This is a genomic window from Type-C symbiont of Plautia stali (genome assembly GCF_059730935.1).
In genome coordinates this window covers 534648-558952 of sequence record NZ_AP035923.1, presented here as the reverse complement: position 1 = coordinate 558952, position 24305 = coordinate 534648, and the positions used below count along the sequence as shown (strand labels likewise).

The following is a 24305-nucleotide window of genomic DNA, read 5'->3' as shown; positions in this document are numbered from 1 at the left end:
GCGCCTCACGCATTACATAAAGATGGCGTAAACCGCTGCCGCGACGATAAAGCGGTAGATGGCAAACGACACAAACGAGATACGTTTGATCAGCTCAAGGAACACTTTGATCGCCAGCAGCGCGACAATAAAGGCGGTCACGAAGCCCACGGCAAACATCGGGAAATCCTGCATCGTCAGGAAGCCCATGCTCTTGTAGAGATCGAGTCCGGTAGCACCGATCATCATCGGTACCGCGAGGATGAAGGAAAACTCGGACGCCGCATAGCGGCTGACGCCCATCAGCATACCGCCGGAGATGGTGGCGCCGGAACGCGAGAAGCCCGGCCACAGCGCCAGACACTGGAAGCAGCCAATCATAAATGCCTGGCGATAGGTGATGTCATCAATGCCCACCGCTTTCGGCTGCTTTGGCTTGAGATATTCCGCCGCCAGCAGCAGCACACCGCCCACCACCAGCGCGTACATCACGTTGATCGGGTTAAACAGGGTTTTAATCTGGTCATGCAGCACCAGGCCAATCACCACTGCCGGCACCATACCCAGCAGGATGTGAATCAGCGTCAGTTTTCCGCTGCCGACGCCTTCGTGGCGCTCCTGGCCGAAGTGAATGCCGATCAGGCCAAACAGCCGGCGCCAGAACATCACGACTACGGCGAGGATTGAGCCCAGCTGGATCACCACTTCAAAGGTTTCCGCCTTCTCACCCTCGAACCCCAGCAAATGGCCAACAATAATCATGTGGCCTGTGGATGAGACCGGCAGGAACTCCGTAAGGCCTTCCACAACCCCCAGGATTGCAGCTACCCATAGCTGATGAATGTCTGCCATCAAATTTTACCCTCTATCCGTTTTAAACAGTAAAAAGGCGGTCGCGCACCGCTACCGCCTGAAATTATGCCTGCACCTTGCTGAAGGAAACCTTAAGGATTTCGGTCACTTCCCCTTCATCAGCGCAGCGGCCTCCACTGAGACACACCATAATTTGGTTTGGTTTCATTGTGATGGCAATCACGCAGGATTTATTTAGGAATAGTCCCGCGCTCAATTCTCACGCCCACGCTCGCCGCCTGGGCGACAGCCCCCGGTTTACCTACCTTCACGCGTACTCCGGGCGTTTTGAAACGATTCATCAACAGATCGGCGATTTCTTCCGCCACCCGTTCGACCAACGCAAAACGCTGCCCCTGCAGATGACTGAGGATTGCTTCGGTGACATCGGCGTAGCTCAGACAGTGGTTCACATCGTCGCTCACCGCCGCCTGACGGTTGTCCCACGCCATTTCGACATCGAGCACCAGCTTCTGCTGCATGCCCTGTTCCCAGTCGTAAACGCCAATGGTGGTGAACACGGTGAGTTGTTCTATAAATACGATATCCATGATGTCACTCTCTGTTTTTGGCTTAGCCGGATACCACTTCCGGCGGATTATGCGTATTATCCACGCTTATCGAGAACAAAACGACCCAAAAGGAACGGTACGAAGCTATGAGTGCTATCGCGCTTGGTATGATTATTTTCGCGTATCTTTGCGGCTCGATTTCCAGTGCGATCCTGGTTTGTAAACTCGCTGGTTTACCCGATCCCCGCAGCGCAGGCTCTGGCAATCCAGGCGCCACCAACGTGTTACGTATTGGCGGTAAAGCCGCCGCTGCCGCGGTACTGATTTTCGACGTGGCGAAGGGAATGGTGCCGGTATGGATCGCCTGGTGGCTGCACGTCACGCCGATGTATCTTGGTCTCACGGCCATCGCCGCCTGCCTCGGCCATATCTATCCGGTGTTTTTCCGCTTTCGCGGCGGTAAAGGTGTGGCCACCGCGTTTGGAGCCATCGCGCCGATTGGCTGGGACCTGACCGGCCTGATGACCGGCACCTGGCTGCTGACGGTGCTGCTCAGCGGCTACTCATCGCTGGGCGCGATCGTCAGCGCGTTGATTGCCCCGTTTTACGTATGGTGGTTTAAGCCGCAGTTCACCTTTCCGGTGTCGATGCTGTCATGCCTGATTTTGCTGCGCCATCACGACAATATTCAGCGCCTGTGGCGCGGTCAGGAAAACCGCGTGTGGAAGCGTAAAAAGAAGAAATAAAAAAACCGGCGCGCAGCCGGTTTTTTATTATCAGATGGCCGGTAATTCCGCCAGTGGCCAGCGTGGCCGCACGCTGACACCCAGCTCACCGCGCGTGCCGCCTTTCAGCCGCACCATGCCGGCATAGGCAATCATCGCGCCGTTGTCAGTGCAGAACTCCGGACGGGCATAAAACACCTCGCCGCCGCGCGCGCTCATCATGGTTGCCATGCGTTCGCGCAGCGTGCGGTTGGCGCTCACGCCGCCGGCAATCACCAGGCGTTTGAAGCCGGTCTGCTCCAGCGCACGCTTGCATTTGATCATCAGCGTGTCCACTACCGCATCTTCAAAGGCGCGGGCAATATCGGCACGCGCCTGTTCGTCACCGTCATGTTCGCGAATGGTATTCGCTGCGAAGGTTTTCAGGCCGGAGAAGCTAAAGTCCAGTCCCGGACGATCGGTCATCGGACGCGGGAACTTAAAGCGATCCGGTGTGCCCTGCTGCGCCATGCGCGACAGCATCGGGCCGCCCGGATAATCCAGCCCCAGCAGCTTGGCGGTTTTATCGAACGCTTCCCCGGCGGCATCGTCAATCGATTCACCCAGCAGCGTATATTCACCAATGCCGGTGACGCTGATCAGCTGCGTGTGGCCGCCGGAGACCAGCAGTGCCACGAACGGGAATGCCGGTGGGTTGTCTTCCAGCATCGGCGCCAGCAGATGGCCTTCCATGTGATGCACCGGCACCGCCGGCACGTTCCAGGCGAACGCCAGCGCGCGACCAATGGTGGCGCCAACCAGCAGCGCACCGACCAGGCCGGGACCGGCGGTGTACGCCACGGCGTCAATCTCTCCGGCCTGCAAGCCCGCCTGTTTCAGCGCGGCCTGGATCAGCGGCACGGTTTTCCGCACGTGATCGCGCGAGGCCAGTTCCGGCACCACGCCACCGTAATCGGCATGTAATTTCACCTGGCTATATAATTGATTCGCCAGCAGACCGGACGCATCGTCATAAATCGCGATGCCGGTTTCATCGCAGGACGTTTCAATACCCAGAACTCGCATAGCTTTATCACCCTCTTCTTGCGGCGCGCAGTGTAGCACAGGCCGGCTGACGCCTGCGCCCTTCCGCACGCGAAAAAGTGTTTTTCTGTCGCGCAAAGAGTGCGCTATACTCCACGGCCTGAAAAAACCGGCAGCCGCACAGGCAAACGCTCCTGTTGGTTCTAAATTGTCCATGGTGCTTTACAAGCCAGCCGCGCCTGGAGTAAAATGCTGCACCATTTTGAAAAGTGCTGGCGCCGCAGTCAGCAGCAAAAACCGAATTTTATCGAGGTGAGAGTTACATGCCGGTAATTAAAGTACGTGAAAACGAGCCATTCGACGTAGCACTGCGTCGCTTCAAGCGTTCCTGCGAGAAAGCAGGCGTTCTGGCTGAAGTTCGTCGTCGTGAGTTCTATGAAAAACCAACGACTGAACGTAAGCGCGCTAAAGCGTCTGCTGTTAAGCGTCACGCCAAGAAACTGGCTCGCGAAAACGCACGCCGCACTCGTCTGTACTAATTTCTTTTCGGAAGTTCGCTTCCGCCGCGTGTTAAACGCAGACAGAGTCAAGTAAGAGGCCGTGCTTTCCGAAAGGAAGCGCGGCTTGTTGCCGTTTATGAGCTGAAAAACCGGGGCTTATGGCTGGACGAATTCCACGCGTATTTATCAATGATTTACTTGCCCGCACGGACATCGTGGATCTTATCGATGCCCGCGTTAAGCTGAAAAAGCAGGGTAAGAACTATCACGCGTGCTGTCCTTTCCATAACGAAAAAACCCCCTCTTTCACCGTAAGCGGCGAAAAGCAGTTCTACTACTGCTTTGGTTGTGGTGCCAAAGGCAACGCTATCGACTTCCTGATGAATCACGATCGTCTGGATTTCGTCGAGAGCGTAGAGGAACTTGCCACGCAGCACGGCTTAGAAGTGCCGTACGAAGCGGGCAACGGTCCGAGCCCGATGGAGCGCCACCAGCGCCAGAGCCTGTATCAGCTGCTGGAAGGTTTAGACAGCTTTTATCAGCAGAGCCTGCGTAATCCGCAGGCGAAATCAGCACAACAGTATCTCGCCACACGCGGTCTGAGCCAGCAGGTGATCGATCACTTTGCCATTGGCTATGCGCCAGCCGGCTGGGACAACGTGCTGAAGCGTTTCGGTCAGCAGAAAGAAGATCGTGAATCGCTGATGGAAGCGGGCATGCTGGTCAGCAATGACAGCGGCCGCACCTACGATCGTTTCCGCGATCGCGTGATGTTTCCGATTCGCGACAAGCGCGGACGCGTGATTGGTTTTGGGGGCCGCGTGCTGGGCAACGATACGCCCAAGTACCTGAACTCACCGGAAACACCGATTTTCCATAAAGGCCGCCAGCTGTACGGCCTGTATGAAGCGCAAAAAAATCATCCGCAACCGGCGCGTCTGCTGGTGGTGGAAGGCTATATGGACGTGGTTGCGCTGGCGCAGTTCGGCATTGATTATGCTGTCGCCTCGCTGGGCACCTCGACCACGGCGGAACATATCCAGCTTTTGTTCCGCTCGACCGATAACGTGATCTGCTGCTACGACGGCGACCGCGCCGGTCGTGAAGCTGCATGGCGTGCGCTGGAAACCGCATTGCCTTACATGAATGACGGTCGTCAGCTACGCTTTATGTTTTTGCCCGACGGCGAAGACCCGGATACCCTGGTGCGTAAAGAGGGCAAAGCAGCGTTCGAAGCACGGATGGAGCAGGCCATGCCGCTCTCCACGTTTCTGTTCGACAGCCTGATGCCGCAGGTGGATCTGAGTACGCGCGACGGCCGTACCAAGCTGGCGACGCTGGCGCTGCCGCTGATTAGCCAGATTCCGGGCGAAACGCTGCGGATTTATATGCGTCAGACGCTGGGTAATAAACTCGGCATTCTGGACGATAACCAGTTAGACAAGCTGATGCCGAAGCAGGCGGAAAGCGGTACCGCGCCGGTGGCGCCGCCGATGAAACGCACCACCATGCGCGTGCTGATTGCGTTGCTGGTGCAGAATCCGCAATTTGCCGCCATCGTGCCTGCGCTGGACGGGCTGGAGCAGTCTAAATTAGCGGGATTGCCACTGTTTGTGGAGTTAGTCCGCCGTTGTACTGAGAATCCTGGCCTGACCACCGGACAGCTACTAGAGTTATATCGCGGGACAGAATTTAGCCAGCCCCTTGAAACACTGGCCACCTGGAACCACATGATCGTAGATGACGAAGCGGAAGAAGTGTTCCAGGACTCGCTGGCAAGCATCTATGATGCTGCGCTGGAGCAGCGCCTCGAAGCACTCATTGCGCGCGACCGGACGGAAGGCCTGAGCGCCGCCGAACGCCGTGAATTCTGGGCATTAAGCCAGGCATTAGCCAAAAAATAAGATTTTACCGGGTCAGAATGATGAAGGCTGATAACGCCGCCGTTCTTGCCTGATGTTTCTGGTTTATGGACGCTGTAAGCGAAGCCGGAAGCAATGCATACATACCATAGGCGTTAACGTCGCTGTCAGTTTCAAGCTGCCAGCGCGCAGCAACCGGAGCGTACTGGCGTACGTGAGGGATTGCGAGCACTGCCAGCATTGAAAATGGCAAGTAAGTTAGCGCCGGACAGAATATTAAGCGGCTTAAGTGCCGATTTACGATGGGCCAAAGCCCTGGCCGCGTTGAAGGCAGCGGCAAAAATACAACGCCTTCACTGTTATAGTTGGCTCGCTGCCGACCGACACCAATCTAATTAACAGAAGTGTGGATACCGTCTTATGGAGCAAAACCCGCAGTCACAGCTTAAGCTGCTTGTCACCCGTGGTAAGGAGCAGGGCTATCTGACCTATGCTGAGGTCAATGACCATCTGCCGGAAGATATCGTCGACTCCGATCAGATCGAAGACATCATCCAAATGATCAACGATATGGGTATTCAGGTGGTGGAAGAAGCCCCGGATGCCGATGATCTGATGCTGAATGAAAACAGCACCGATACTGACGAAGATGCCGCGGAAGCTGCCGCTCAGGTATTATCCAGCGTTGAATCTGAAATTGGCCGTACCACCGACCCGGTACGCATGTACATGCGTGAAATGGGTACCGTTGAGCTGCTGACGCGCGAAGGCGAAATCGACATCGCCAAGCGTATCGAAGACGGTATCAACCAGGTGCAATGCTCTGTCGCCGAATACCCGGAAGCAATCACCTACCTGCTCGATCAGTACGATCGCGTTGAAGCGGGCGAGTCACGCCTGTCTGACCTGATCACCGGTTTCGTCGATCCGAACGCCGAAGAAGATCTGGCGCCAACCGCGACCCACGTCGGTTCTGAGCTGTCAGAAGAAGACCGCGACGACGACGAAGAGGAAGACGAAGAGAGCGACGACGACAGCTCCGACGACGATAACTCTATCGATCCGGAACTGGCGCGCGAGAAGTTTAACGACCTGCGTACGCAGTACGAAACCACGCGCAACGTGATCAAAGCCAAAGGCCGCAGCCATGCGGACGCCGTGGCCGAGATCAACAATCTCTCTGAAGTGTTTAAACAGTTCCGCCTGGTACCGAAGCAGTTCGACTACCTGGTGAACAACATGCGTGAAATGATGGAGCGCGTGCGCACGCAAGAGCGCCTGATCATGAAGCTGTGTGTTGAACTGTGCAAAATGCCGAAGAAAAACTTCATCACCCTGTTTACCGGTAATGAAACCAGTGAGAGCTGGTTCAAAGCGGCACTGGCCATGAACAAGCCGTGGTCAGAAAAACTGCAGGAAGTGGAAGAAGACGTCATGCGTTCGCTGCAGAAACTGCTGCAGATTGAAGAAGAGACCGGCCTGACCATTGAGCAGGTGAAAGACATCAACCGTCGTATGTCGATCGGCGAAGCCAAAGCGCGTCGTGCGAAGAAAGAGATGGTTGAGGCTAACCTGCGTCTGGTGATCTCCATCGCCAAGAAGTATACCAACCGTGGCCTGCAGTTCCTCGACCTGATTCAGGAAGGCAACATCGGTCTGATGAAAGCGGTGGATAAGTTTGAATATCGCCGTGGCTATAAGTTCTCAACTTACGCCACCTGGTGGATCCGTCAGGCTATCACCCGTTCCATCGCCGACCAGGCGCGTACCATCCGTATTCCGGTGCATATGATTGAGACCATTAACAAACTCAACCGTATTTCGCGCCAGATGCTGCAGGAGATGGGCCGCGAGCCAACGCCGGAAGAGCTGGCTGAGCGCATGCTGATGCCGGAAGATAAAATCCGTAAGGTGCTGAAAATCGCTAAAGAGCCGATCTCCATGGAGACGCCGATTGGTGATGATGAAGATTCGCATCTGGGCGACTTTATCGAAGACACCACGCTGGAGCTGCCGCTGGATTCCGCGACCTCGGAAAGCCTGCGTTCTGCTACCCACGATGTGCTGGCTGGCCTGACCGCGCGTGAAGCCAAAGTCCTGCGTATGCGTTTCGGTATCGATATGAATACCGACCACACGCTGGAAGAGGTGGGCAAACAGTTTGACGTAACGCGTGAGCGTATCCGTCAGATTGAAGCCAAAGCGCTGCGTAAACTGCGCCATCCGAGCCGCTCGGAAGTGCTGCGTAGCTTCCTCGACGATTAATCGTTTTGGTCAGTAAAAACCCCGGCTAGCCGGGGTTTTTTATTGTCTTCAGTATGGCGTCAGCCCTTTCTCCTGCATCACGCTGCGCGCCTTGTCGCTCTGCAGGTATTTCACGAACTTCGCCGCAGCCTGCTGCTGCTGGCTGCTGCGCGTGATCACCGCACCGTACAGCGTATCCTGCTGTGCCGCCGGCGGAATCAGTCCCACGATAGTAATACCTTTCACCGCCTTCAGCTCGCTGTTCTGCTGGAAGCCCAGCTCGGCTTTGCCCTGCGCGACCGCCTCACCCACCGGCGTGGCCGGAATCACGGTGATCTTCGCCGCCGTTTTCGGGCCCAGCTGCAGCTTATCCAGCATCTTGCTCTGAATATATTTGCCGCTGGCGCTGTCAGACACGGCGATGCTTGAGGCGGAGGTCAGTACCTGTTTGAACTTCGCGACGGTACTGATATCCGGAGGCGTGGTGCCCTGCTTCACCGCCATGGCGATGTACGAGTGCGCCAGCACCTGATGGCTGGCGCTATCCACCCATTTGGCCTGCTCCAGCGGCTTGATGGCGTAATCCACCATTACCAGCACATCGGCGCTTTCATGGCGTTTAAGGCGATTAGGAATCGCCTGCGGCGTATCACCCATCGACGGCGCCGCTTCCAGCTCAATGCTGTCACCGCTCTGCTGCTGATAATCCTGCTTCAGGCTTTCAATCACCGGGTACATACCGCCGGAACTGAATACCTTCAGCGTTGCGGCCTGGACGCCCGGTTGCGCCGTCAGCAGCAGTGCCGCCAGAACCATGGTGCGTTGCTTCATCTCCCTGCTCCTTTTTTTGCGTGGAGCATCCGGTGTAGCCAGAAACAAAACGATGAACAACGTTATTACCTGATGAAACAGAGCCAGCTCACGCCTTATTCTGTAACCAATCATGAAGCTGGCGATAAGCGGCGACCATCTCTTCCAGCGAAGCGCGGTTTAATCCGCTGGGATTGGGCAGCACCCATAAATGGGTTTCGCCCAGCAACTGCGGCTGCTCGCCCCATGCCACGTTGCGCTGACGAAACGCCTTCTGAAACGCATCCTTACCCAGCACCGCCAGCGCGCGCGGCTGAAAGCGCAGCACCTTTTCCTGCAGACGCGCGCCGCCGTCACGCAGCTCCGCGCCCGCCAGCTCGCTGGCCTGAATGGTGGGGCGCTCTACCAGCATGGTGATGCCGCAGCCGGTCTCCAGCAGCCGCTGTTCCTGCTCAGGCAGCAGCTGTTCGCGGGTGAATCCGGCCTGATGGATCACCTTCCAGAAGCGGTTGCCGGGATGCGCAAAGTGAAAACCGGTATGCGCCGAAGATTTGCCCGGATTGATGCCGCAAAACAGCACCTGCAAATCGGGTGCGATGATGTCGCGGATGTCGTGATCGCTCATGCTGTCACCAGCCCGGCGCGCAGTTTGACTGCCTGACGCGTCACCTCCAGCATCCGGCGCGCTTCCGCCTCGTCAGTGCAGGCGCGCGCCAGCGCCAGCGAACCGACCATTTCGGCCTGCATGCTGCTGGCGATGCTCTCCGCCTGCGCATGCCCCAGCTGCTGCAGCGCCTGCACCAGCTGGCGCCGCACCGCTTCGCGCTTCGTTGAAAACAGCGCCCGCGCATCCGGCGGTAAATGCGCCACTTCGCTGACCAGCGCCGGTATCGGACAGCCCTCGCCCGGCGCGCTACAGTGCTGGTCCGACAGATAGCGATCGATCCACTGGTTCAGCCGTTCAGCCGGATCCTCAATCGCCAGCACGGCGGCAAAACGCTGCGCCGAGTCGGCAAACATCTCGCTAATCACCGCTTCGACCAGCGCTTCACGCGAGGCAAAGTGCGCATAAAACCCACCGTGCGTCAGGCCAACGCGCTTCATCAGCGCTGCCACGCCAATGCCTTCGGTGCCGCATTCGCGCATCACCACCGCCGCTTCTTCCAGAATGCGCTGCCGCGTACGCGCCTTATGGCTTAGCTTTTCCATCGGTTGTTACCCTGCTCATCGTTAATGGCAATCAGTGTAATTATTACGATCGTCATATTCCAGCTTGACGATGGATATGATGGTCGTCATATTATCAGCACACCAATATGACGACCATCATACAGAGGGCTTTTCCATGTCACACCAACTGGCTTTAATCACCGGCGCTTCCAGCGGTATCGGCGCAACTTACGCTAAACAGCTGGCCGCACGCGGCAACGACCTGATTCTGGTGGCGCGCGATGCTGCACGTCTGAGCGCACTGGCGCAGTCGCTGCACGAAGCGCACGGCGTTGAAGTCAGCGTGCTGGCCGCGGACCTGACGCGCCATGAGGATCTGGCGCGTATTGATAGCGAGCTGCAGAACAATACGCGTATTACCACGCTAATCAACAATGCGGGCATGACGGTGGAAGGCGAGTTTATCGACGCCAGCATCGACCAGACGCAAACCATGCTGGCACTGAACGTGGTGGCGCTGACGCAGCTCTCTCACACGGCTGCGCAGGTTTTCCGCAGCCGCAACGCGGGCACCATCGTGAATGTGGCGTCGGTACTGGCGCTGGTCAACGAACAGGCAAACGGGGCCTACAATGCGACGAAAGCTTTTGTGCTCTCGCTGACGCGGAATATGCAGCGTGAGCTGGCGGGCCACAACGTACGCGTACAGGCGCTGCTGCCGGGCCTGACGCGCACCGAGATCTTTCAGCGCACCGGGCGCTCGGTGGATGACCTGCCGGCAGAGATGGTGATGGAGGTCGACGACTTAGTCGCCGCCGCGCTGCGCGGTCTGGATGACGGTGAAGCGATCACCATTCCTTCGGTAGAAGATATGGGCCTGTGGCAAAGCTTTGAGCAGGCGCGCGGCGCCATTCTGCCGTTTATCTCGCTGAATAAACCTGCCTCACGCTATCGCTGAGCCTGCGCATCCTGAGACAAGGCAGCAGCAAGCCTTGTCTCAAAAACACACCAACGCCGAGCGCTTATTGCCCGCATCTGCCAGGGTTCCGGGATTTTTTGCTGTGAGATCAAGGACTCAGTGATTGCGGGAATTTTCACCAACCGATTGAGCAACGCTGGATCGCCCCATCGAGATACTTTATAATCCCCGCTCCGCTGGCCCCTTAGCTCAGTGGTTAGAGCAGGCGACTCATAATCGCTTGGTCGCTGGTTCAAACCCAGCAGGGGCCACCAAATTTAATGATTAAAATCATGCATTTAAGCCACCTTTTGAGGTGGCTTTTTTGTTTTCTGAATCTGCACTTGGCAGCAAAATGGCAGCAGGTTTTTTACCACTCACGCCTTCTTCCCTCCTCTTAACAGCATACCGACTTTGTGGAACGCTTTCTTTTTTAAGATTACTTGTTAGGTAGTTTGCAACTGTGCAATACGCTTTCTAAAGAAGGGACGAGGATGCCTCGTTCTTTTATGCACCCTAAATAGGGAAGCATTTTTTCATCTTTTAGTATTGCCATATTACTCAGATTATTGTAATTTTTAGATGGGCGATGGTGTAAGGGTAAACACACTTCTATGGAGAGTATTAGTGAGGTTCGAATCCTCACCGCCAAAGGTAATTCAACGAGTAGCCTTTGGCGGTGGTAATTCAAGATGTCAAGAAATCCCTCTAAAAATTATAGTTATCACGTAGCTAATCTTCAAGAACTAGAATTAGCTATAAGCCATACAGGTCGGCTTGCTCGTGCAGAAATAGCGTCAAAAGATCCTCAACAAAGTCTTAGGTCACTTCTAAGGCTTTATTCGTTTTTAATTGGGGCATGGATCGAAACTCGTCTCCGAAAACTACTCAATGAAGAATCTGGTTTTTCTCAAGTTGAACGAGATCAAATTGAGCAGAAATCATCACAGCTTGAACAATGGCAGGAAACGGTCGATTTAGCATTCCGTAAACATCATTCTATAAAAAAAGCGCCTCTCGATGAGAGATCGCTAGGTGTAGCGCATGCCGCAAGAAGAGCGGCATTACACGATGTTTTATCCAACGAACTTCGAATATTGATTGAAATACGAAATAAACTTGCACATGGGCAATGGGTGTACCCTTTTAATAATGAAGGTACAACTGTTGAACCTGATAAATACAAGCTGATCAATAAAGAAAATTTCCAATCACTACTTTTTAAATATTCTTTGGCAGGGCATTTAGCTAACGCAATACACGATTTAGTTGTAAGCCCAGTAACCTTCGAGCGAGACTTTGAAGCACATTTCAAAAGGTTGTTTCAAGTAAGAACAAATCTCGTGACTAAAGATTATAGTCATTATGAATCAAGTTTAGTACTTAAAAGAGAAAAAGCACGTGAGGCTAGAAAGCAAAAATAAAAATTAAATTCTTCTTATATAGCCCGCACATGACGGGCTTTTGAAGTATTCACAACCATAATGGTTGTTGCTTATTTCTGCTAGGGTGCGGAGTGACAGACTTTACCGTTCCAGGCTTCATAATGATCTCAGATACTGTTTCATGAGATTTAAAAGTACAACTGCAATTGATGTTCTGGCACTGGTTATATCGTTCTTTAGTTGTAGCTGATACTTGAAAGCTGCTACGAGTATGTGCGGCATTCCCGCACAAAGGGCATTTCATCATTATGTGTTCTCCACAACCCAATTGAGATATATATTACTCAATTTAAGCATTTTGAGATAGAACTATTCCATTTCAAGTGAATCTATTTTCACTTCAAGTTCAATGCTGGTCGTGTAGCCGTTGTCCGCGCTCAGGCTGTGTGTCAGTGTTGTGATAATCCATTCCCCGCATCAATCTACTGTTTGAACCCACTCACCTTCACCGGCATTTACGTGTAGAGATCCGCACGACCACGCGCCAGCTGTATAGAGAAAGTCGCCACCCCGCGCTGCAACCGTTCACACTGCATTTTGGCCGCGCGCTCGGAGTTGGCCCGGTTCGCGTAGGTTCGGCTTAACACCTAGATGCCAAGGGGCCGGACAACTTCCGCAACTTGTTTATGTACTCACCGAACGGGAAGCAAGACATGATTCAGATATTCCTACTGTCAGAAGTGGCGGCTAAGGATGAGTTTCTGAACATTAAGAACGTGAGCCGTGATGACATGATGGCCGCGCACCGGGTGCCGCCGCAAATGATGGTGATCATGCCGAATAATGTTGGGGGTTTGGTAATATTGAGAAAGCAAGTATAGTATTCGTAAGAAATGAATTACTACCTTTACAATCACGTCTACTCGAGTTAAATAATTGGTTAGGTAGTGAAATCATAAATTCAAAGAATATAAAATTGATTGAAGGGATGTAAAGTGGATAAAAAAATCATCAAAGCTTGGGCATTTAAAACCATCAACAAGCGTGAACTTAGGTATAAGGGTAATAATGGCTATGATGACAACCCTACTAAAAGCTATACATACGACAACTTAGTTGCTAATCACAAGAGAGTAAGTGAAGGAGACCTTGTTGTTATTTACAACAGAAAAGAAATCATTGGGGTAGCCAGAATTGAGTCCATACTAAAAAAAGACACTCTTAAAGAAATTAACAAATGCCCTGAACTTGGCTGCAATGCAGATAAACTTAGAACAAGAAATAAAAAAACACCAAAATGGAGATGTAGCAACGGTCATGAATTTGAAAAGCCAGACAAAGAGCACATTCCAGTAACAAAATACACAGTAAACTTCTCAACATCCTTTGTGAAAATAAAAAAACCATATTTATTACTGGAAGGAAAAATATTAAATCACAACAAACAGCTATCAATTCAAGAAGTGAAATTTGATTGGGCTGAAAAATTGTTAAATGGCATTGAAGATTATCTTGAAGAGTTATCGGCAGACGATTCGATGGAAGCACCTGCAATTTTTTCAAAAGAAGACTACCGTGATATCGTTAACAGAAGTATTAAGCAGAGAAGAGGGCAAAAATCTTTCCGGGAAAAACTCATTAAGTCGCATCCAAAGTGCGCAATAACCAAATGCGGAATAATAGATATACTTGAGGCAGCCCACATATTCCCTTATAGAAATAGTTCACACAATCACATTAGCAACGGTATACTTCTTAGAGCAGATATCCATACTTTGTTTGACCTGAACTTGATTGCAATAAACCCATGCAATTTCATAATAAAAATAGCGGTAAACTTAAAGAACACAGAATATGAAGCGCTTGAAGGCATAATGATTGATGTCAAACATCTAATATCAAATGAAGCAATCTCAGAAAGATGGGACTCCTTTTCTAAAATATAGGAATCACTCAAGACCAACACAAAAGATGTTGGTCTTTCTTTTATCAACATTCAATAAAAATTAACGCCATACCTTAAAGTATTTTTTATAATCAAGATAACTAAGACTAAAAGTGAATGCTTACTCAATTCGAAAGGTGTTTGTAATTCTCAACGTAATTAACAAGCCCCTCTCGCTCTAATATCTTACTGCTTTTGATGTATTCTATATTATCCCAGCGATAATAATGGCAAAGTATAATTATTAGAACTAATATCTTCATATCAGTTAAATTTAATAAGGTTTCATACTGCTCATCTCTTTCCTCATCAAAAACCTTGTCATCAATTAGCTTAACAACTAAATAAAACCTTCTGGCAATTGAAAAAAAATGGTCATCCATATCAAGATTGTCCAACCATTCAATAATCTCGGCAGGCGAGACATTAGCTCTTACCAATACACCTAAATTCTCATCAATGTAATTAACGGCATCTGAACCCTTCAACTTGATTATTTCAGGAGCGAGTTTCAGGTTAGCAACATTTGAAGCTTCATTATCTTCAGCCGTATCTTTTACAGTTAGAATTTTCAACTTATTAAAATTTACATCCTGTGCCTCAATCAGGCTAAAGAATCGAAGTTCAAACTTTTTAAAGTCCTCCAGCTTTTCTTGCGCTTTTATCTGAGTTATCAATGTTGTATTTGCTTCCCTTTGTAGGGTAAGCGATTGAATAAGAAGGTAAATCGTGATAAATCCTAATAGCGGATTTACTACCCCCCCCACATAATCACCAAACTGGCCCCATACTTCACTACTCTGAGAAAGAGTTCCATTAATGCCAAAATTGAAATAGTAGAAGCCCCATACCGATACTATCAGGAAAATGCTTATTAACTTCAACATCTTTAGCTCACTGTATGAATCAAATATTTAATAATCTCACCACTTCTAACAACTACTTTACTCACAGTTAGTTCAACAAATATCAAATTATCCGTGGCTTTACCATTATTCACATGTAAGTTAGCGGATATTTTCTTTTTTTGCTCTTCCCTAATGGTTTTCAGCGGCATGAAGAAACCAAATGCAATAGTATCATCTTCACCAGATAAAACTAATCTTCCGTTACCAGTTCTCGAGTTAAATCGTGTAATTGCAGCAAAAATAGTAACTTTACCTTGAGAAATTTTGGACTGAAAGAGATTAATGCGAGTGGTAGAATCTAATAGAACCACCTGCTGCTTACTGGCTGGCTTTTTATAATTGAGCTCAATATTATAAGATTTCTCAACATTAATTTTATGCATCCGTTTCAAAGGCTCTCGAATACGAGAAATGATATCATCTTCTAAATCATCCAGTCCCTCAATAACTGCCGCAGCCTCCTGAGAAACTTGAGGTGTCTCAAGATACAAAGATTCAGATATAAAGAAACTCATTACTTCTGAGAAAACAGACCTCCCCATTTTATTAAGTTCTGCAACCAAAGCAGGCTCACTTACAATTAAATCAAAATTTTGCCCATAAGAGCTCTTGAAGCTTTGCTTAAGAACAGCTCTAGCAGGATTAACTCCGGTTCTTCTTTGTATAATTTTTTTTCTCAATATTGCTTCGGCCAGCAAACAGGTTACTTCTGCAGTCCCTCCAAGAGTAACGATCCCATATTCCATATCAACATCCTGATCACCGCTTTTGATTACCACATCAAAACTGACTTTCATGCATTCTTCCTTGCTATAAAATGTAGCTCGAACCACAAATGAGAATTTTCTTAAAATATCATTCGTTCTACATGAAAACCAGTCCCTTTATTTCGGTCAAACCTACTAGCGCGCGCTCGTACCCCCGCCACGCCTGCCCGCTTTGCGCAGTGGTTTTCATACACTGCATGACATAAGCAAAAGCCCGCCAGAACAGGCGGGCCGAGAGAAATGCGATCCTTTTTTGGATCATGCGAATTCATGCAGCATAGACATGCACGCTCGCAGTGGCTATCAGGACTACGCATTCCTACTCTAATTGTTGAATTGACCGACTGTATTCGTGATTACGTAACCGCGCCATAAGCTCATCAGTTAGCTCTGCAACCCGCTCAATTGCCATGCTCTTTTCCAGCTCTGTGCAGTCACTCACAGCAACAAGTTTCAAAAACAAATCAATGCGCTGGAGCTTCACCGACTCCAAAAGAAAATCCTGCATGTTGCCTCTCATTCAACATTAATCTGTATATGCATACAGTATATAAAACTCACATTAATGTGAAACTCTTTTCTATCTTTCAATGGGATTGCTCCAGATTGTCACCGGTCCAATTTAGCCTCCTGAAGCCTTCCGTTCTGGTAAAAAAGCCGTCGCCTCGCCCCCGCATTTAGGCTTCATCCTCTGGAAAGGAGGCTAATTTCTTCCTCATGCCCCCCAAAACCACTGGCTTTCAACTCCAGCTCTAATCGTCGGCGCTCCGGCCCGTACAGTTATTGACAGAATTCCCAAACGGCCGTGACGGCAAAAAGGATTCGCCGCCAGTTTGCGACGAAGGGCGAATCACAATCCTGTGAGAAGTTCGTAAAAGAACAGGCTCAAGATAAGCCCTGGCTGGGAGAGAAAGCAGATAAGCGGCGGGTAATTGAGCTAGTTGAATTATGGTTCAACACGCATGGCATTACGTTGGCGGATGGTGAAAAGCGGCGAACCACAATGGCTTTCGCATGCGAGGCAATGGGAAACCCACTCGCAACCGAGTTTAACGCAAAATTTTTTGCGTCTTATCGCGAACAGCGGTTAAACGGAAAGCTCACACGCTCCACTCGAGTGAAGACAGTTACGCCGCGCACGGTGAATTTAGAATTGGCTTATTTCAGGGCTATGTTTAACGAGCTACGCCGGTTAGATGAATGGACCGCGCCAAATCCGCTTGAGAACGTGCGCGAGTTTAAAATCAGTGAGTCTGAGATGTCATATCTCACCATTGAGGAAATCAAAACCCTCCTATCCGGATGTGAGAACAGCCGATCCAAAGACCTGACGACCATTGTGAAAATTTACTTGGCAACTGGCGCAAGTTGGAGTGAGGCAGAAGGCTTAAAGGGAAACCAAATCCGCACCGGTCAGATCATCTACGTGAAAACTAAAGGCAAGAAAAACCGAGCAGTGCCGATAACTGAAAAATTACAGGTTGAACTGCCATCCAGCAGGAAAGCGCAGGTGCTCTTTAAACCATGCTATTCAGCTTTTAGAAAGGCCATGCAACGCGCTGGCATCGAGACACCTGCTGGACAGCTGATACATGTTTTGCGCCATACCTTTGCTTCTCACTTCATGATGAATGGTGGCAACATCCTTGTGCTTCAACGGATATTGGGTCATACAGATATTAAGGTGACAACGCGGTATGCACACTTTGCGCCGGATCATTTATCCGAAGCTATGTTACTTAACCCTTTAAGTAGAATTTAGTTAGTTTTTATGTAAATAAAAACCAAAATAAAAACCAGCTATTTTATTCTATTACCCCAAATATCCTTTCCAATAGATATATAATTATTTACTGCTGCTTTCAAGTTTTTCTTACCAACACCTTCTCTTATAAATTTTTTTGCAATGGCTTTCTCTAAAATTTTATCCCAAGCATCAAAAGTTGTTTTAGCCGGAACTTCAACAATTATTTTTGGAGCATTAATATCATGCCTTACTCTATCTCCGGGAGCGCCTGGCTGTATATAAACTGCTCTTGAGATTCTGATCCCCTCAATTAGAACATGGTGTTTTAATACTTCAAATGATATAGCCACTTTCAATTCAATAGGGTTGGTAAAAATTAAAAGTAATGTCACAAACTTTTTATTGAAGCGGTTGTAACCCCATACGGAAACTACATCTTCTAGATTAGATTCGTCATGCATACTAACTAGATATTCCAAATTTTTATTTTTCGTAGAATCAAGGATCAATACTGGAATCAGTCGACCATCGGCTGTTTTTTTATTTGCAATGGCACCATCTCCAACCAAAACGAAATAATCACTCTCGTAAACAGTGAATTTATTATTCATTTAAACCTCGTTAACTATATGAGTTTCTATAGATATTTTCTTGTTATCAATTGATTCTGCTACAACTTCATAGAGATCAATTATGAGCTCTTCTTTAAGATGGTGAGGTAGCTTAAATGTAACCCATCCAGATACAGCTGATTTTTCTGGCACATTTAGAGGCTTATTTAAAGCATCAGAAAATTTTTTTAGATTGATTGGAGTAACATTTTCATCCGATTTAACTTTAACTTTACCAATGACATTATTGGAATCATGATATTCCATATGCAACTCAATTTTGGCGATGGAGTTTGTTAAAGTACCCTGATTCGTGAATCTTAATGCAAACGAAACATAAACATTGGATTCACTCTTCCACTTATAAGCATCTATAAAATATAATTGAACCCCTAAGCTTCTTTCATCATGCTGCTGTTCAAGTATAGATAATGTTTTTTTATAGACAGACAACGTTTTAATCGAGACAATAATGGCAATTACGGAAAAAAACAAACTAAAACTACTAATCATGTCACTACTAGACATATTCAACTCCAAAGTAGAAATACAATCATCTTAAAAATATTCATATTTCACCCTCTTGAAAAAACCAATAAATTAACGGTTATAAATAAAATTATTAACCAACCCCTCAACGTTATAGTGAAGTATTCCTCGCGATAGGGTGAGTGTAATAACTTTAGTAAGTTATCTCATTTCAATCTAAAATAAAATACAATTAACATATGCAAAAACAACAAGGTGAAATTATTTCACTTTTATCAGTACATGAACCCATCGAAAGAAGCTTGAGTGAAGGTGTTGGTTCAATCGTATGGAGTAACTGTGGCAGCAGAGCGCAACGCTATGTGCCACTTTTCATCACTAAAGGGCCTCAGTAAAACATATAAATCAGTGACTTACTGGTTTAATAAAGTTTAGAATGGAACTCATAATCGCTTGTTCAGTAGTTCTAACTTGGCGAAGGCCGCCAATCACTTGTTCATCTGATTTCCTTAAGTCACACCTCAAACAGGTGGCTTTGCTATTTAGATTTAAACAATGACGATGCAAGGTCAGCGTTTTTTGCTGATACAGTTAAAACTCCAATGCGCATTACCCTTCCGCTTTCAACCTAAAATCACCTGTTTTGCCAGCCTTTCCGACTCAAGCTGCCTCACGCTGCCATTGTGTTAACAACCGCCTGTTACAGACCACTCCACCACAATCCATCTCGCTAAACCTTCATGCAGCCTCAACTCCCCACAGAACCACACATTTTGCACACCAGTCACAACACATCCCAGTGACTCCCCTCAGCTTACCTGCTAACATACCCATTCAAAAAACTATTCACAAATCTATTCATAAAGCAATTCAACACTATGTCTATGCATGCGGAAACCCTACGCCAGCTTCTCTATAGCGGGCCGATGACTGGAAGGCAACTCATTGAAAAAATGGGTATAAGCCAGCCTACGCTTTCCCGTGCAATTAGAGAACTGGGTGATGACATCGTCAAAATCGGGGCGGGTCCATCTATTCAATATGCCCTGCGGGATACGTTTCGTGGATTTCGCTCGGCCCCGATTTACCGCGTTACCGATGAAGGACAAATCAAACCTCTCGGCGAGCTGATTCCGGTTCGTCCGGAAGGGTTTGTGATGGTGCAGGCGGACCACAAAAGCTTTCACAGTGACGGGCTGCCGTGGTGGCTGTTTGACATGCGACCACAGGGCTATCTCGGCAGAGCGTATGCCTCGACTTATGCCAGCGGGCTCGGTCTGCCGGCGAATCCCGAACAATGGGCGGACGCAGATGTCGTCAGAGCGCTGCTGGCGCAAGGTCATGATGCGATCGGCAACCTGCTGATCGGCGAACAGGCGCGCAGCCGTTTTCTGGAAATGCCCGAACCGACACCCGTGGAGCGCGCGACAGCGTATCCCGAACTGGCGCGGGCTGCGGGCGCTGGTGAGGTGCCGGGCTCATCAGCGGGTGGTGAGCAGCCCAAATTCTGCACCTATACCGAACGCGGTCATGTGCTGGTGAAATTCACGGCGGCAGATGACAACCCAGTCAGCGAACGCTGGCGCGATCTGCTGATGGCTGAACATCTGGCCCTGAAAGTACTGGATGTTGAGACCGACGTGTTTGATATTGCAGGGCAGCGCTTCCTCGAAATCCCCCGCTTTGATCGGGTGGGCAAAATGGGCCGTATCGGCGTGTTTTCGCTGCGGGCGCTTGATGCGGAGTTCGTCGGCAATGCCAGCGCAAGCTGGCCGGTCCTCGTCAACCAGCTTGTGGCGGAAAAGTGTGTCCATTCTGAGGCCGCCAGCAGCACGGCAAGGCTTTGGGCATTCGGCATGCTGATCGGCAATACCGACATGCACGCCGGTAACCTGTCATTCATCAGTCGCCATGGCCGTCCTTATCACCTCGCGCCAGCTTATGACATTCTGCCGATGGGCTTTGCGCCCAAAGCGGGCGGCACCATCGTGAATACGCTGCGGCCAGCGTCACTGCCGGAAGTGGTCAGTAGCGATACATGGCGGGAAGCACTGGCTTTGGCGGAGGAATTTTTGTCTCTGGCAAACAGTTGCGATGGCTTCTCAGCGCGTTTTGCGCCGTGCCTCGCCGCGTTACAACAGCATCTGGATGAGGCCCGAGCGCGCATCGCCCGACTCGGCTAAGCGCTTTTCATCATTGATAATTCCTTCAAAGCTGCATCCTCGAAACAGGCGGTGATTCACCGCCTCGCACCCGATTTTTTCCCCCGCAACTTTGCAAAAGTAAAACGATCGGTTTACTTTTTAGGGTATGCGTAAAAAACAACACATCCTGAACGCTGCCGAGCGGCTGTTCTACAACAACGGTTTTCATGCCACCAGCACCGATTACATTTGCCGTGAGGCGAAGGTCTCCACGCGTACGCTCTATCAGCACTTTCCGTCGCGCGAGCGGTTAACTGCCGCGGTGATGACCGCGCGTCGGCAGCGCTTTGCCGATTTGTTGTCACAGCCAGACGATCCGGCAGCTATCAGCCAGCTGTTTTCGGTGCTGGAACAGTGGATGCAGGCGGAAGGATCGCTCGGCTGCTTTTTTGCCAAAGCGTACGGTGAGTATGCGGAGCAGGATGCTGAGCTGGCGGCGCAGGCGCTGGATTATCGTTACTGGCAGCGCGGCTATATCCGTGCCTGCCTGGCGCACTCGCACAGGAATTCGCCGTCAGCGCTGGCCGATGCTATCTGGATACTGTTTGAAGGGGCGATTATGGCCGGATTGATTGACGGTCCGCAGGCCGCGGTCACTGCGCGTCTGGCGGCTGAGCAACTGATGGTGAATGCATCATGAAACCCTCACTCCGCCTGACGCTAAGCGGCTTTATGCTGATCGCCGTGACCTACGGGCTGGCGCGTTTTGCGTGGGGAATGATGATGCCGCAGGTGGCGCAACAGATCAGCTTCAGCCCGCGCGCCTCTGGTATGCTGGCCGCCTGTAGCTATCTGGCTTACTGCCTGGCCACGCCCGCTGCCACGCTGCTGCTGGCGCGCTGGGGCGTGCGCAACACCGCCATGCTGGCAGCGCTGACGGCCATGCTCGGCTTACTGCTGCTGGCCGCTGCCAGCAGCGCATGGCTGATTGCCGGTGGGCTGTTTATCGCTGGTCTCGGTGCCGGACTGGCTTCACCGGCGCTCGCCAGTGCCGTGAGCCGGCAAATTGACGCGTCGCGACAAACCGCCGCTAACACGCTCATTAACGCTGGCACCGGCGCGGGCATTATTGTGTCAGTGCCCATTTTCATGCTGGTGCCCGGCGGCTGGCGCGCAGCCTGCTGCTGTTTTGCCGTGCTGACGTTAATCAGCCTGCTGCTGGCACGCTATTGCCTGCCCGCCGGGCGTGCCGATCCACCGGGATCGCCGGTTGGCTGGCGCGATCGGTTGCACAACCGCGCGCTGCAGCGGGTGATCATCATCGCTTTCCTTAGCGGTGTCGCCAGCGCGGCGTGGTGGTGTTTTGGACCGGATGTGTTACGCCAGCACAGCCACCTGAACGAACGCCACGCCAGTATGCTGTGGCTGGTTAGCGGCGCGGCCGGCATTCTCGGCGCGCTGACCGGCCCGCTGGCACGCTGCATCGGTATGCGTCAGGTGTACTGGCTGGCGCAGCTGGCGATGGCCGCACCACTGCTGTTGCTGGCGGCGCTCACCCACTTTAGCTACTGGCTGGTACCGGCGGCGGCGCTGTGCGGCGCGGGATACGTCACGCTGTCGGGTATTCTGCTGGTTGCGGGTGCCGCCGCCACGCCACAGAATGCGGCCTCTGGCGTGGCGGCGGCGTTTCTGACGCTGGCGATTGGGCAAATTGTCGGGGCGATACTCTTTGCGCAGATCTACAGCAGCAGCGCCGCCACAGCCCTGTTGCCGTTCGCTGCCATCCCGGTTGCGCTGCTGTTTCTGATACCGGCTAACCCGCCACAGCGCGCTGACGCTTAACGTCCGGTGGTGAGCCAGCGGCTGAGGATGCCAGCGCTGGAGTAGCCGCGAATGATCGCCGCGTAGCTGTCAAAGCGATTGCTCACTTCGCTTACCTGGTTGTTATACAGATCGCTCTCGGCGCTCAGAACATCCAGCAGCGAGCGGCGTCCGAGGTGATACCACTGATCGAAAAAGTCTTTGCGGATGCGGTCAGACTCGACAATTAAACTTTTATACAGCGCGGCGCGATCGGCCATGGAGTGCGCATCCTGGCTGGCAGCGCGCACGCGATTTTCCAGATCACGTCGCTGCTCCTGTACCTGCTGACGGCTGGCTTCGGCGCGTTTAATCGCCGCAATCTCCTGCGCGTTGGTTGAACCACCGCGGAACAGGCCCCAGCTAACGTTGATTCCGGTTTGCCACGCCTGCTGGCGACCGAGCTGATCCTCACGCGTGCTTTTGGTTACCGTCCAGTTGAGTTTTGGCAGGCCGGAAGCTTTAATCGCCTCCGCTTCTTTAAACCCCGCTCGTGTTTCCGCATTGGCGCGCAGGATCAGCGGATGATAATCCAGGCTGGCCAGCTGACGATTGAGATCGCCAAAATTCATCGCCCAGCGATCGCTGGCTGGCAGCGTCACGCGACTATTGCCCATCAGGCGGTTCAGCGTGATTTCGACATCGCGCGCGCGCGACTCGGCATTCTCCAGATAACTCTGCGCCTGCAGCAATCGGCCTTTGGCCTGCGTCAGTTCGCTGCGACGACCGGTATCTGACTGCACAATGCCGCTCAGCATGGTGGTCAGTTCGGTCATGCGCGCCACGTACTGCTGGCTGATGGCAATGATCCGCTGCTGCTTGTTCCACTCAATCAGCGCGTTGCTGACCTGCATCGCCAGCTCTTCACGCTGCGCCTGCGCCGCCTGCTGCGCCGAGGTCACGCGCTCTTCGCGGCTCTCGATGGTGCGGCTGGTCTGACCGAAATCAATCAGGTTGGTCGCCATCGACACGCCGAGCGCCGGCACGTTGCTCTGACTACCGTCGCTTTTTACCCCGCCACCAAACTCTTTGGTCGCCGAACTGGCGCTGACATCCAGCTGCGGCCAGCGCTGCCCTTTCGCCTCATCCACGCTGGCAGCGGCGGCATCGGTCTGCGCCACGGATGATTTCAGTGCCGGACTGATGCGCCAGGTGATGCGCGCGGCCGAGAGGAATTTCTGCCGCAGCTCGGATTCAGCCACGGTTTCATCCACCGCGCCGCTCAGGCTGACCGGTGAACGCGCCACGGCGGCATCGGCGGCGGTGATTCTGGTTTCCGCTACTGGCGGACTGACATAACTGAACTCGCTCTGTGCTTTTACTTCTGCTTCATTCACCGGCACTGGCACCGGCGCAGGCTGCTGCGGGTTGAAAGTGCGTACCGATTTCAGCAGCGGATTCGTCTGCTTTGGTTCCGGCTGGCGCTGCTCCTCCGTCAGAAAACCGCCGCCCTGCAGCGGCTGCACCGGCGGTGGTGCAATTGGCGCTGCTGGCGCTGGTGCCGGCTGAGCGCGTGGCGCGGCGACCGGTGGTGCAACCGGCGCGGCCTGAGGTTGCGTAAACATCGGTTGCGGTGCCGGCGCGGTTGCAAAGCGCTGGGCTGGCGCAACGGGCACGCGCTGTACCGGCACGCTGCGTACCGGTGCCGCAGCGGGGGCGGCCGGGCGATGTCCGCTCATCTCGGCAAACATCATCAGTTCACTGGTCGAATCGGCCATTACGCTGATGGCCGGAGCCATCATGACCGTAATGCAACCGGCAAGCAAAGAGAGGCGCCGCGCCGCTGCGCGACGGTGCATATTATTATTTTTCAT

General features: G+C 51.6%; 23 protein-coding genes, 1 tRNA gene and 3 pseudogenes. 13 read left to right on the top strand and 14 right to left on the bottom strand.

The genetic code is table 11. The features are described 5' to 3' along the window. Positions 1–12 precede the first annotated feature (12 nt). Both bacA and folB read right to left on the bottom strand, forming a co-directional pair. Positions 13–831 carry an undecaprenyl-diphosphate phosphatase gene (bacA, locus tag AC6I7J_RS02685; RefSeq protein ID WP_031280132.1) on the bottom strand — a complete coding sequence of 273 codons (819 nt, stop codon included), beginning with the start codon at positions 829–831 and terminating at the stop codon, positions 13–15. A gap of 191 nt (positions 832–1022) precedes the next feature. Continuing rightward, on the bottom strand, positions 1023–1382 hold the full coding sequence (gene folB / locus AC6I7J_RS02680; protein WP_021509625.1) for a bifunctional dihydroneopterin aldolase/7,8-dihydroneopterin epimerase: 360 nt from the start codon (positions 1380–1382) through the stop codon (positions 1023–1025). A gap of 107 nt (positions 1383–1489) precedes the next feature. Between folB and plsY the strand changes: the two genes are divergently transcribed. Next, entirely contained in the window at positions 1490–2089 is a 600-nt protein-coding gene (gene plsY / locus AC6I7J_RS02675; protein ID WP_021509626.1) for a glycerol-3-phosphate 1-O-acyltransferase PlsY, read from the top strand. Between the two features lie 30 nt (positions 2090–2119). Here plsY and tsaD read toward each other — a convergent pair whose 3' ends face one another. Then, positions 2120–3133, bottom strand: coding sequence for a tRNA (adenosine(37)-N6)-threonylcarbamoyltransferase complex transferase subunit TsaD (gene tsaD, locus AC6I7J_RS02670; RefSeq protein ID WP_031280133.1), 1014 nt, complete (start codon positions 3131–3133; stop codon positions 2120–2122). A gap of 281 nt (positions 3134–3414) precedes the next feature. Between tsaD and rpsU the strand changes: the two genes are divergently transcribed. The 3 genes from rpsU to rpoD all read left to right on the top strand — a co-directional run bounded on the left by rpsU (position 3415) and on the right by rpoD (position 7718). Further along, on the top strand, positions 3415–3630 hold the full coding sequence (gene rpsU / locus AC6I7J_RS02665) for a 30S ribosomal protein S21 (RefSeq protein WP_001144069.1): 216 nt from the start codon (positions 3415–3417) through the stop codon (positions 3628–3630). A gap of 119 nt (positions 3631–3749) precedes the next feature. Continuing rightward, entirely contained in the window at positions 3750–5495 is a 1746-nt protein-coding gene (gene dnaG / locus AC6I7J_RS02660) for a DNA primase (protein WP_021509629.1), read from the top strand. Positions 5496–5873: 378 nt separating this feature from the next. Continuing rightward, the gene (rpoD, locus tag AC6I7J_RS02655; protein ID WP_058759769.1) at positions 5874–7718 is read left to right on the top strand and encodes an RNA polymerase sigma factor RpoD; all 1845 of its coding nucleotides are present in this window, start codon (positions 5874–5876) and stop codon (positions 7716–7718) included. A 48-nt stretch (positions 7719–7766) separates the two neighbouring features. Here rpoD and AC6I7J_RS02650 read toward each other — a convergent pair whose 3' ends face one another. The 3 genes from AC6I7J_RS02650 to AC6I7J_RS02640 form a co-directional block, all read right to left on the bottom strand. Continuing rightward, complete coding sequence (locus tag AC6I7J_RS02650; protein WP_394515845.1) at positions 7767–8528, bottom strand: substrate-binding domain-containing protein; 762 nt, start codon at positions 8526–8528, stop codon at positions 7767–7769. Between the two features lie 88 nt (positions 8529–8616). Continuing rightward, complete coding sequence (gene mug, locus AC6I7J_RS02645; RefSeq protein WP_372771781.1) at positions 8617–9132, bottom strand: G/U mismatch-specific DNA glycosylase; 516 nt, start codon at positions 9130–9132, stop codon at positions 8617–8619. Further along, positions 9129–9716: a TetR/AcrR family transcriptional regulator gene (locus AC6I7J_RS02640; protein ID WP_394515843.1), complete on the bottom strand. Its 588-nt coding sequence runs from the start codon at positions 9714–9716 to the stop codon at positions 9129–9131. Before AC6I7J_RS02640 ends, mug begins: the two co-directional genes overlap by 4 nt. Before the next feature lie 136 nt (positions 9717–9852). Between AC6I7J_RS02640 and AC6I7J_RS02635 the strand changes: the two genes are divergently transcribed. From AC6I7J_RS02635 to AC6I7J_RS02625, 3 genes are all read left to right on the top strand, one after another. Next, on the top strand, positions 9853–10635 hold the full coding sequence (locus AC6I7J_RS02635; RefSeq protein WP_498006702.1) for an SDR family NAD(P)-dependent oxidoreductase: 783 nt from the start codon (positions 9853–9855) through the stop codon (positions 10633–10635). A 199-nt stretch (positions 10636–10834) separates the two neighbouring features. Beyond that, positions 10835–10910: transfer RNA gene (locus AC6I7J_RS02630), tRNA-Ile, on the top strand. Between the two features lie 417 nt (positions 10911–11327). Beyond that, a complete protein-coding gene (locus AC6I7J_RS02625) occupies positions 11328–12059 on the top strand; it encodes a hypothetical protein (RefSeq protein ID WP_498006700.1) in 732 nt (243 codons plus the stop codon). Between the two features lie 49 nt (positions 12060–12108). Here the strand turns inward: AC6I7J_RS02625 and AC6I7J_RS02620 are convergent, their stop codons facing one another. Then, on the bottom strand, positions 12109–12327 hold the full coding sequence (locus AC6I7J_RS02620) for an ogr/Delta-like zinc finger family protein (RefSeq protein WP_498006698.1): 219 nt from the start codon (positions 12325–12327) through the stop codon (positions 12109–12111). Positions 12328–12389: 62 nt separating this feature from the next. Then, positions 12390–12667 (bottom strand): annotated as a pseudogene (locus AC6I7J_RS02615) (phage late control D family protein); the annotation flags it as partial. A 6-nt stretch (positions 12668–12673) separates the two neighbouring features. Here AC6I7J_RS02615 and AC6I7J_RS02610 point away from each other — a divergent pair. Beyond that, a pseudogene (locus AC6I7J_RS02610) lies at positions 12674–13014 on the top strand (phage portal protein); the annotation flags it as partial. 1 nt (position 13015) lies between these two features. Then, positions 13016–13966, top strand: a complete 951-nt coding sequence (locus AC6I7J_RS02605) for an HNH endonuclease (RefSeq protein ID WP_498006696.1) — start codon at positions 13016–13018, stop codon at positions 13964–13966. Positions 13967–14090: 124 nt separating this feature from the next. Here the strand turns inward: AC6I7J_RS02605 and AC6I7J_RS02600 are convergent, their stop codons facing one another. The 3 genes from AC6I7J_RS02600 to AC6I7J_RS02590 form a co-directional block, all read right to left on the bottom strand. After that, a complete protein-coding gene (locus AC6I7J_RS02600) occupies positions 14091–14852 on the bottom strand; it encodes a hypothetical protein (RefSeq protein WP_498006694.1) in 762 nt (253 codons plus the stop codon). A gap of 2 nt (positions 14853–14854) precedes the next feature. After that, the gene (locus AC6I7J_RS02595) at positions 14855–15670 is read right to left on the bottom strand and encodes a hypothetical protein (RefSeq protein ID WP_498006692.1); all 816 of its coding nucleotides are present in this window, start codon (positions 15668–15670) and stop codon (positions 14855–14857) included. Between the two features lie 289 nt (positions 15671–15959). Beyond that, positions 15960–16148, bottom strand: a complete 189-nt coding sequence (locus tag AC6I7J_RS02590; protein WP_498006690.1) for a hypothetical protein — start codon at positions 16146–16148, stop codon at positions 15960–15962. A gap of 275 nt (positions 16149–16423) precedes the next feature. Between AC6I7J_RS02590 and AC6I7J_RS02585 the strand changes: the two are divergent. After that, positions 16424–17402, top strand: a pseudogene (locus AC6I7J_RS02585) (phage integrase). A gap of 38 nt (positions 17403–17440) precedes the next feature. Here AC6I7J_RS02585 and AC6I7J_RS02580 read toward each other — a convergent pair. After that, positions 17441–17998, bottom strand: a complete 558-nt coding sequence (locus tag AC6I7J_RS02580; RefSeq protein ID WP_498006688.1) for a hypothetical protein — start codon at positions 17996–17998, stop codon at positions 17441–17443. Beyond that, positions 17999–18526: a hypothetical protein gene (locus AC6I7J_RS02575; RefSeq protein ID WP_498006686.1), complete on the bottom strand. Its 528-nt coding sequence runs from the start codon at positions 18524–18526 to the stop codon at positions 17999–18001. A gap of 839 nt (positions 18527–19365) precedes the next feature. On the opposite strand from AC6I7J_RS02575, the gene yjjJ reads away from it, so the two are divergent. The 3 genes from yjjJ to AC6I7J_RS02560 all read left to right on the top strand — a co-directional run bounded on the left by yjjJ (position 19366) and on the right by AC6I7J_RS02560 (position 22473). After that, positions 19366–20670 (top strand): type II toxin-antitoxin system HipA family toxin YjjJ, encoded by a 1305-nt coding sequence (gene yjjJ / locus AC6I7J_RS02570; protein ID WP_498006684.1) that lies wholly within the window; start codon positions 19366–19368, stop codon positions 20668–20670. Positions 20671–20797: 127 nt separating this feature from the next. Continuing rightward, positions 20798–21331: a TetR/AcrR family transcriptional regulator gene (locus tag AC6I7J_RS02565; protein ID WP_498006682.1), complete on the top strand. Its 534-nt coding sequence runs from the start codon at positions 20798–20800 to the stop codon at positions 21329–21331. Continuing rightward, the gene (locus AC6I7J_RS02560) at positions 21328–22473 is read left to right on the top strand and encodes an MFS transporter (protein ID WP_498006680.1); all 1146 of its coding nucleotides are present in this window, start codon (positions 21328–21330) and stop codon (positions 22471–22473) included. The genes AC6I7J_RS02565 and AC6I7J_RS02560 overlap by 4 nt, the downstream gene beginning before the upstream one ends. On the opposite strand, the gene AC6I7J_RS02555 is transcribed toward AC6I7J_RS02560, so the two are convergent. After that, positions 22470–24305, bottom strand: coding sequence for a TolC family protein (locus AC6I7J_RS02555; RefSeq protein WP_498006678.1), 1836 nt, complete (start codon positions 24303–24305; stop codon positions 22470–22472). The two genes, AC6I7J_RS02560 and AC6I7J_RS02555, sit on opposite strands and share 4 nt — an antisense overlap.

Excerpts from the sequence above, each read along its gene's own strand:
- AC6I7J_RS02620 (WP_498006698.1), bottom strand. The coding sequence starts at position 12,327 with ATGATGAAATGCCCTTTGTGCGGGAATGCCGCACATACTCGTAGCAGC.
- AC6I7J_RS02635 (WP_498006702.1), top strand. The coding sequence starts at position 9,853 with ATGTCACACCAACTGGCTTTAATCACCGGCGCTTCCAGCGGTATCGGC.
- dnaG (WP_021509629.1), top strand. The coding sequence starts at position 3,750 with ATGGCTGGACGAATTCCACGCGTATTTATCAATGATTTACTTGCCCGC.
- AC6I7J_RS02650 (WP_394515845.1), bottom strand. The coding sequence starts at position 8,528 with ATGAAGCAACGCACCATGGTTCTGGCGGCACTGCTGCTGACGGCGCAA.
- AC6I7J_RS02595 (WP_498006692.1), bottom strand. The coding sequence starts at position 15,670 with ATGAAAGTCAGTTTTGATGTGGTAATCAAAAGCGGTGATCAGGATGTT.
- rpsU (WP_001144069.1), top strand. The coding sequence starts at position 3,415 with ATGCCGGTAATTAAAGTACGTGAAAACGAGCCATTCGACGTAGCACTG.
- AC6I7J_RS02600 (WP_498006694.1), bottom strand. The coding sequence starts at position 14,852 with ATGTTGAAGTTAATAAGCATTTTCCTGATAGTATCGGTATGGGGCTTC.
- bacA (WP_031280132.1), bottom strand. The coding sequence starts at position 831 with ATGGCAGACATTCATCAGCTATGGGTAGCTGCAATCCTGGGGGTTGTG.
- AC6I7J_RS02625 (WP_498006700.1), top strand. The coding sequence starts at position 11,328 with ATGTCAAGAAATCCCTCTAAAAATTATAGTTATCACGTAGCTAATCTT.
- AC6I7J_RS02590 (WP_498006690.1), bottom strand. The coding sequence starts at position 16,148 with ATGCAGGATTTTCTTTTGGAGTCGGTGAAGCTCCAGCGCATTGATTTG.
- folB (WP_021509625.1), bottom strand. The coding sequence starts at position 1,382 with ATGGATATCGTATTTATAGAACAACTCACCGTGTTCACCACCATTGGC.
- AC6I7J_RS02575 (WP_498006686.1), bottom strand. The coding sequence starts at position 18,526 with ATGTCTAGTAGTGACATGATTAGTAGTTTTAGTTTGTTTTTTTCCGTA.
- mug (WP_372771781.1), bottom strand. The coding sequence starts at position 9,132 with ATGAGCGATCACGACATCCGCGACATCATCGCACCCGATTTGCAGGTG.
- yjjJ (WP_498006684.1), top strand. The coding sequence starts at position 19,366 with ATGTCTATGCATGCGGAAACCCTACGCCAGCTTCTCTATAGCGGGCCG.
- rpoD (WP_058759769.1), top strand. The coding sequence starts at position 5,874 with ATGGAGCAAAACCCGCAGTCACAGCTTAAGCTGCTTGTCACCCGTGGT.
- AC6I7J_RS02565 (WP_498006682.1), top strand. The coding sequence starts at position 20,798 with ATGCGTAAAAAACAACACATCCTGAACGCTGCCGAGCGGCTGTTCTAC.
- AC6I7J_RS02555 (WP_498006678.1), bottom strand. The coding sequence starts at position 24,305 with ATGAAAAATAATAATATGCACCGTCGCGCAGCGGCGCGGCGCCTCTCT.
- tsaD (WP_031280133.1), bottom strand. The coding sequence starts at position 3,133 with ATGCGAGTTCTGGGTATTGAAACGTCCTGCGATGAAACCGGCATCGCG.
- AC6I7J_RS02640 (WP_394515843.1), bottom strand. The coding sequence starts at position 9,716 with ATGGAAAAGCTAAGCCATAAGGCGCGTACGCGGCAGCGCATTCTGGAA.
- AC6I7J_RS02560 (WP_498006680.1), top strand. The coding sequence starts at position 21,328 with ATGAAACCCTCACTCCGCCTGACGCTAAGCGGCTTTATGCTGATCGCC.
- plsY (WP_021509626.1), top strand. The coding sequence starts at position 1,490 with ATGAGTGCTATCGCGCTTGGTATGATTATTTTCGCGTATCTTTGCGGC.
- AC6I7J_RS02580 (WP_498006688.1), bottom strand. The coding sequence starts at position 17,998 with ATGAATAATAAATTCACTGTTTACGAGAGTGATTATTTCGTTTTGGTT.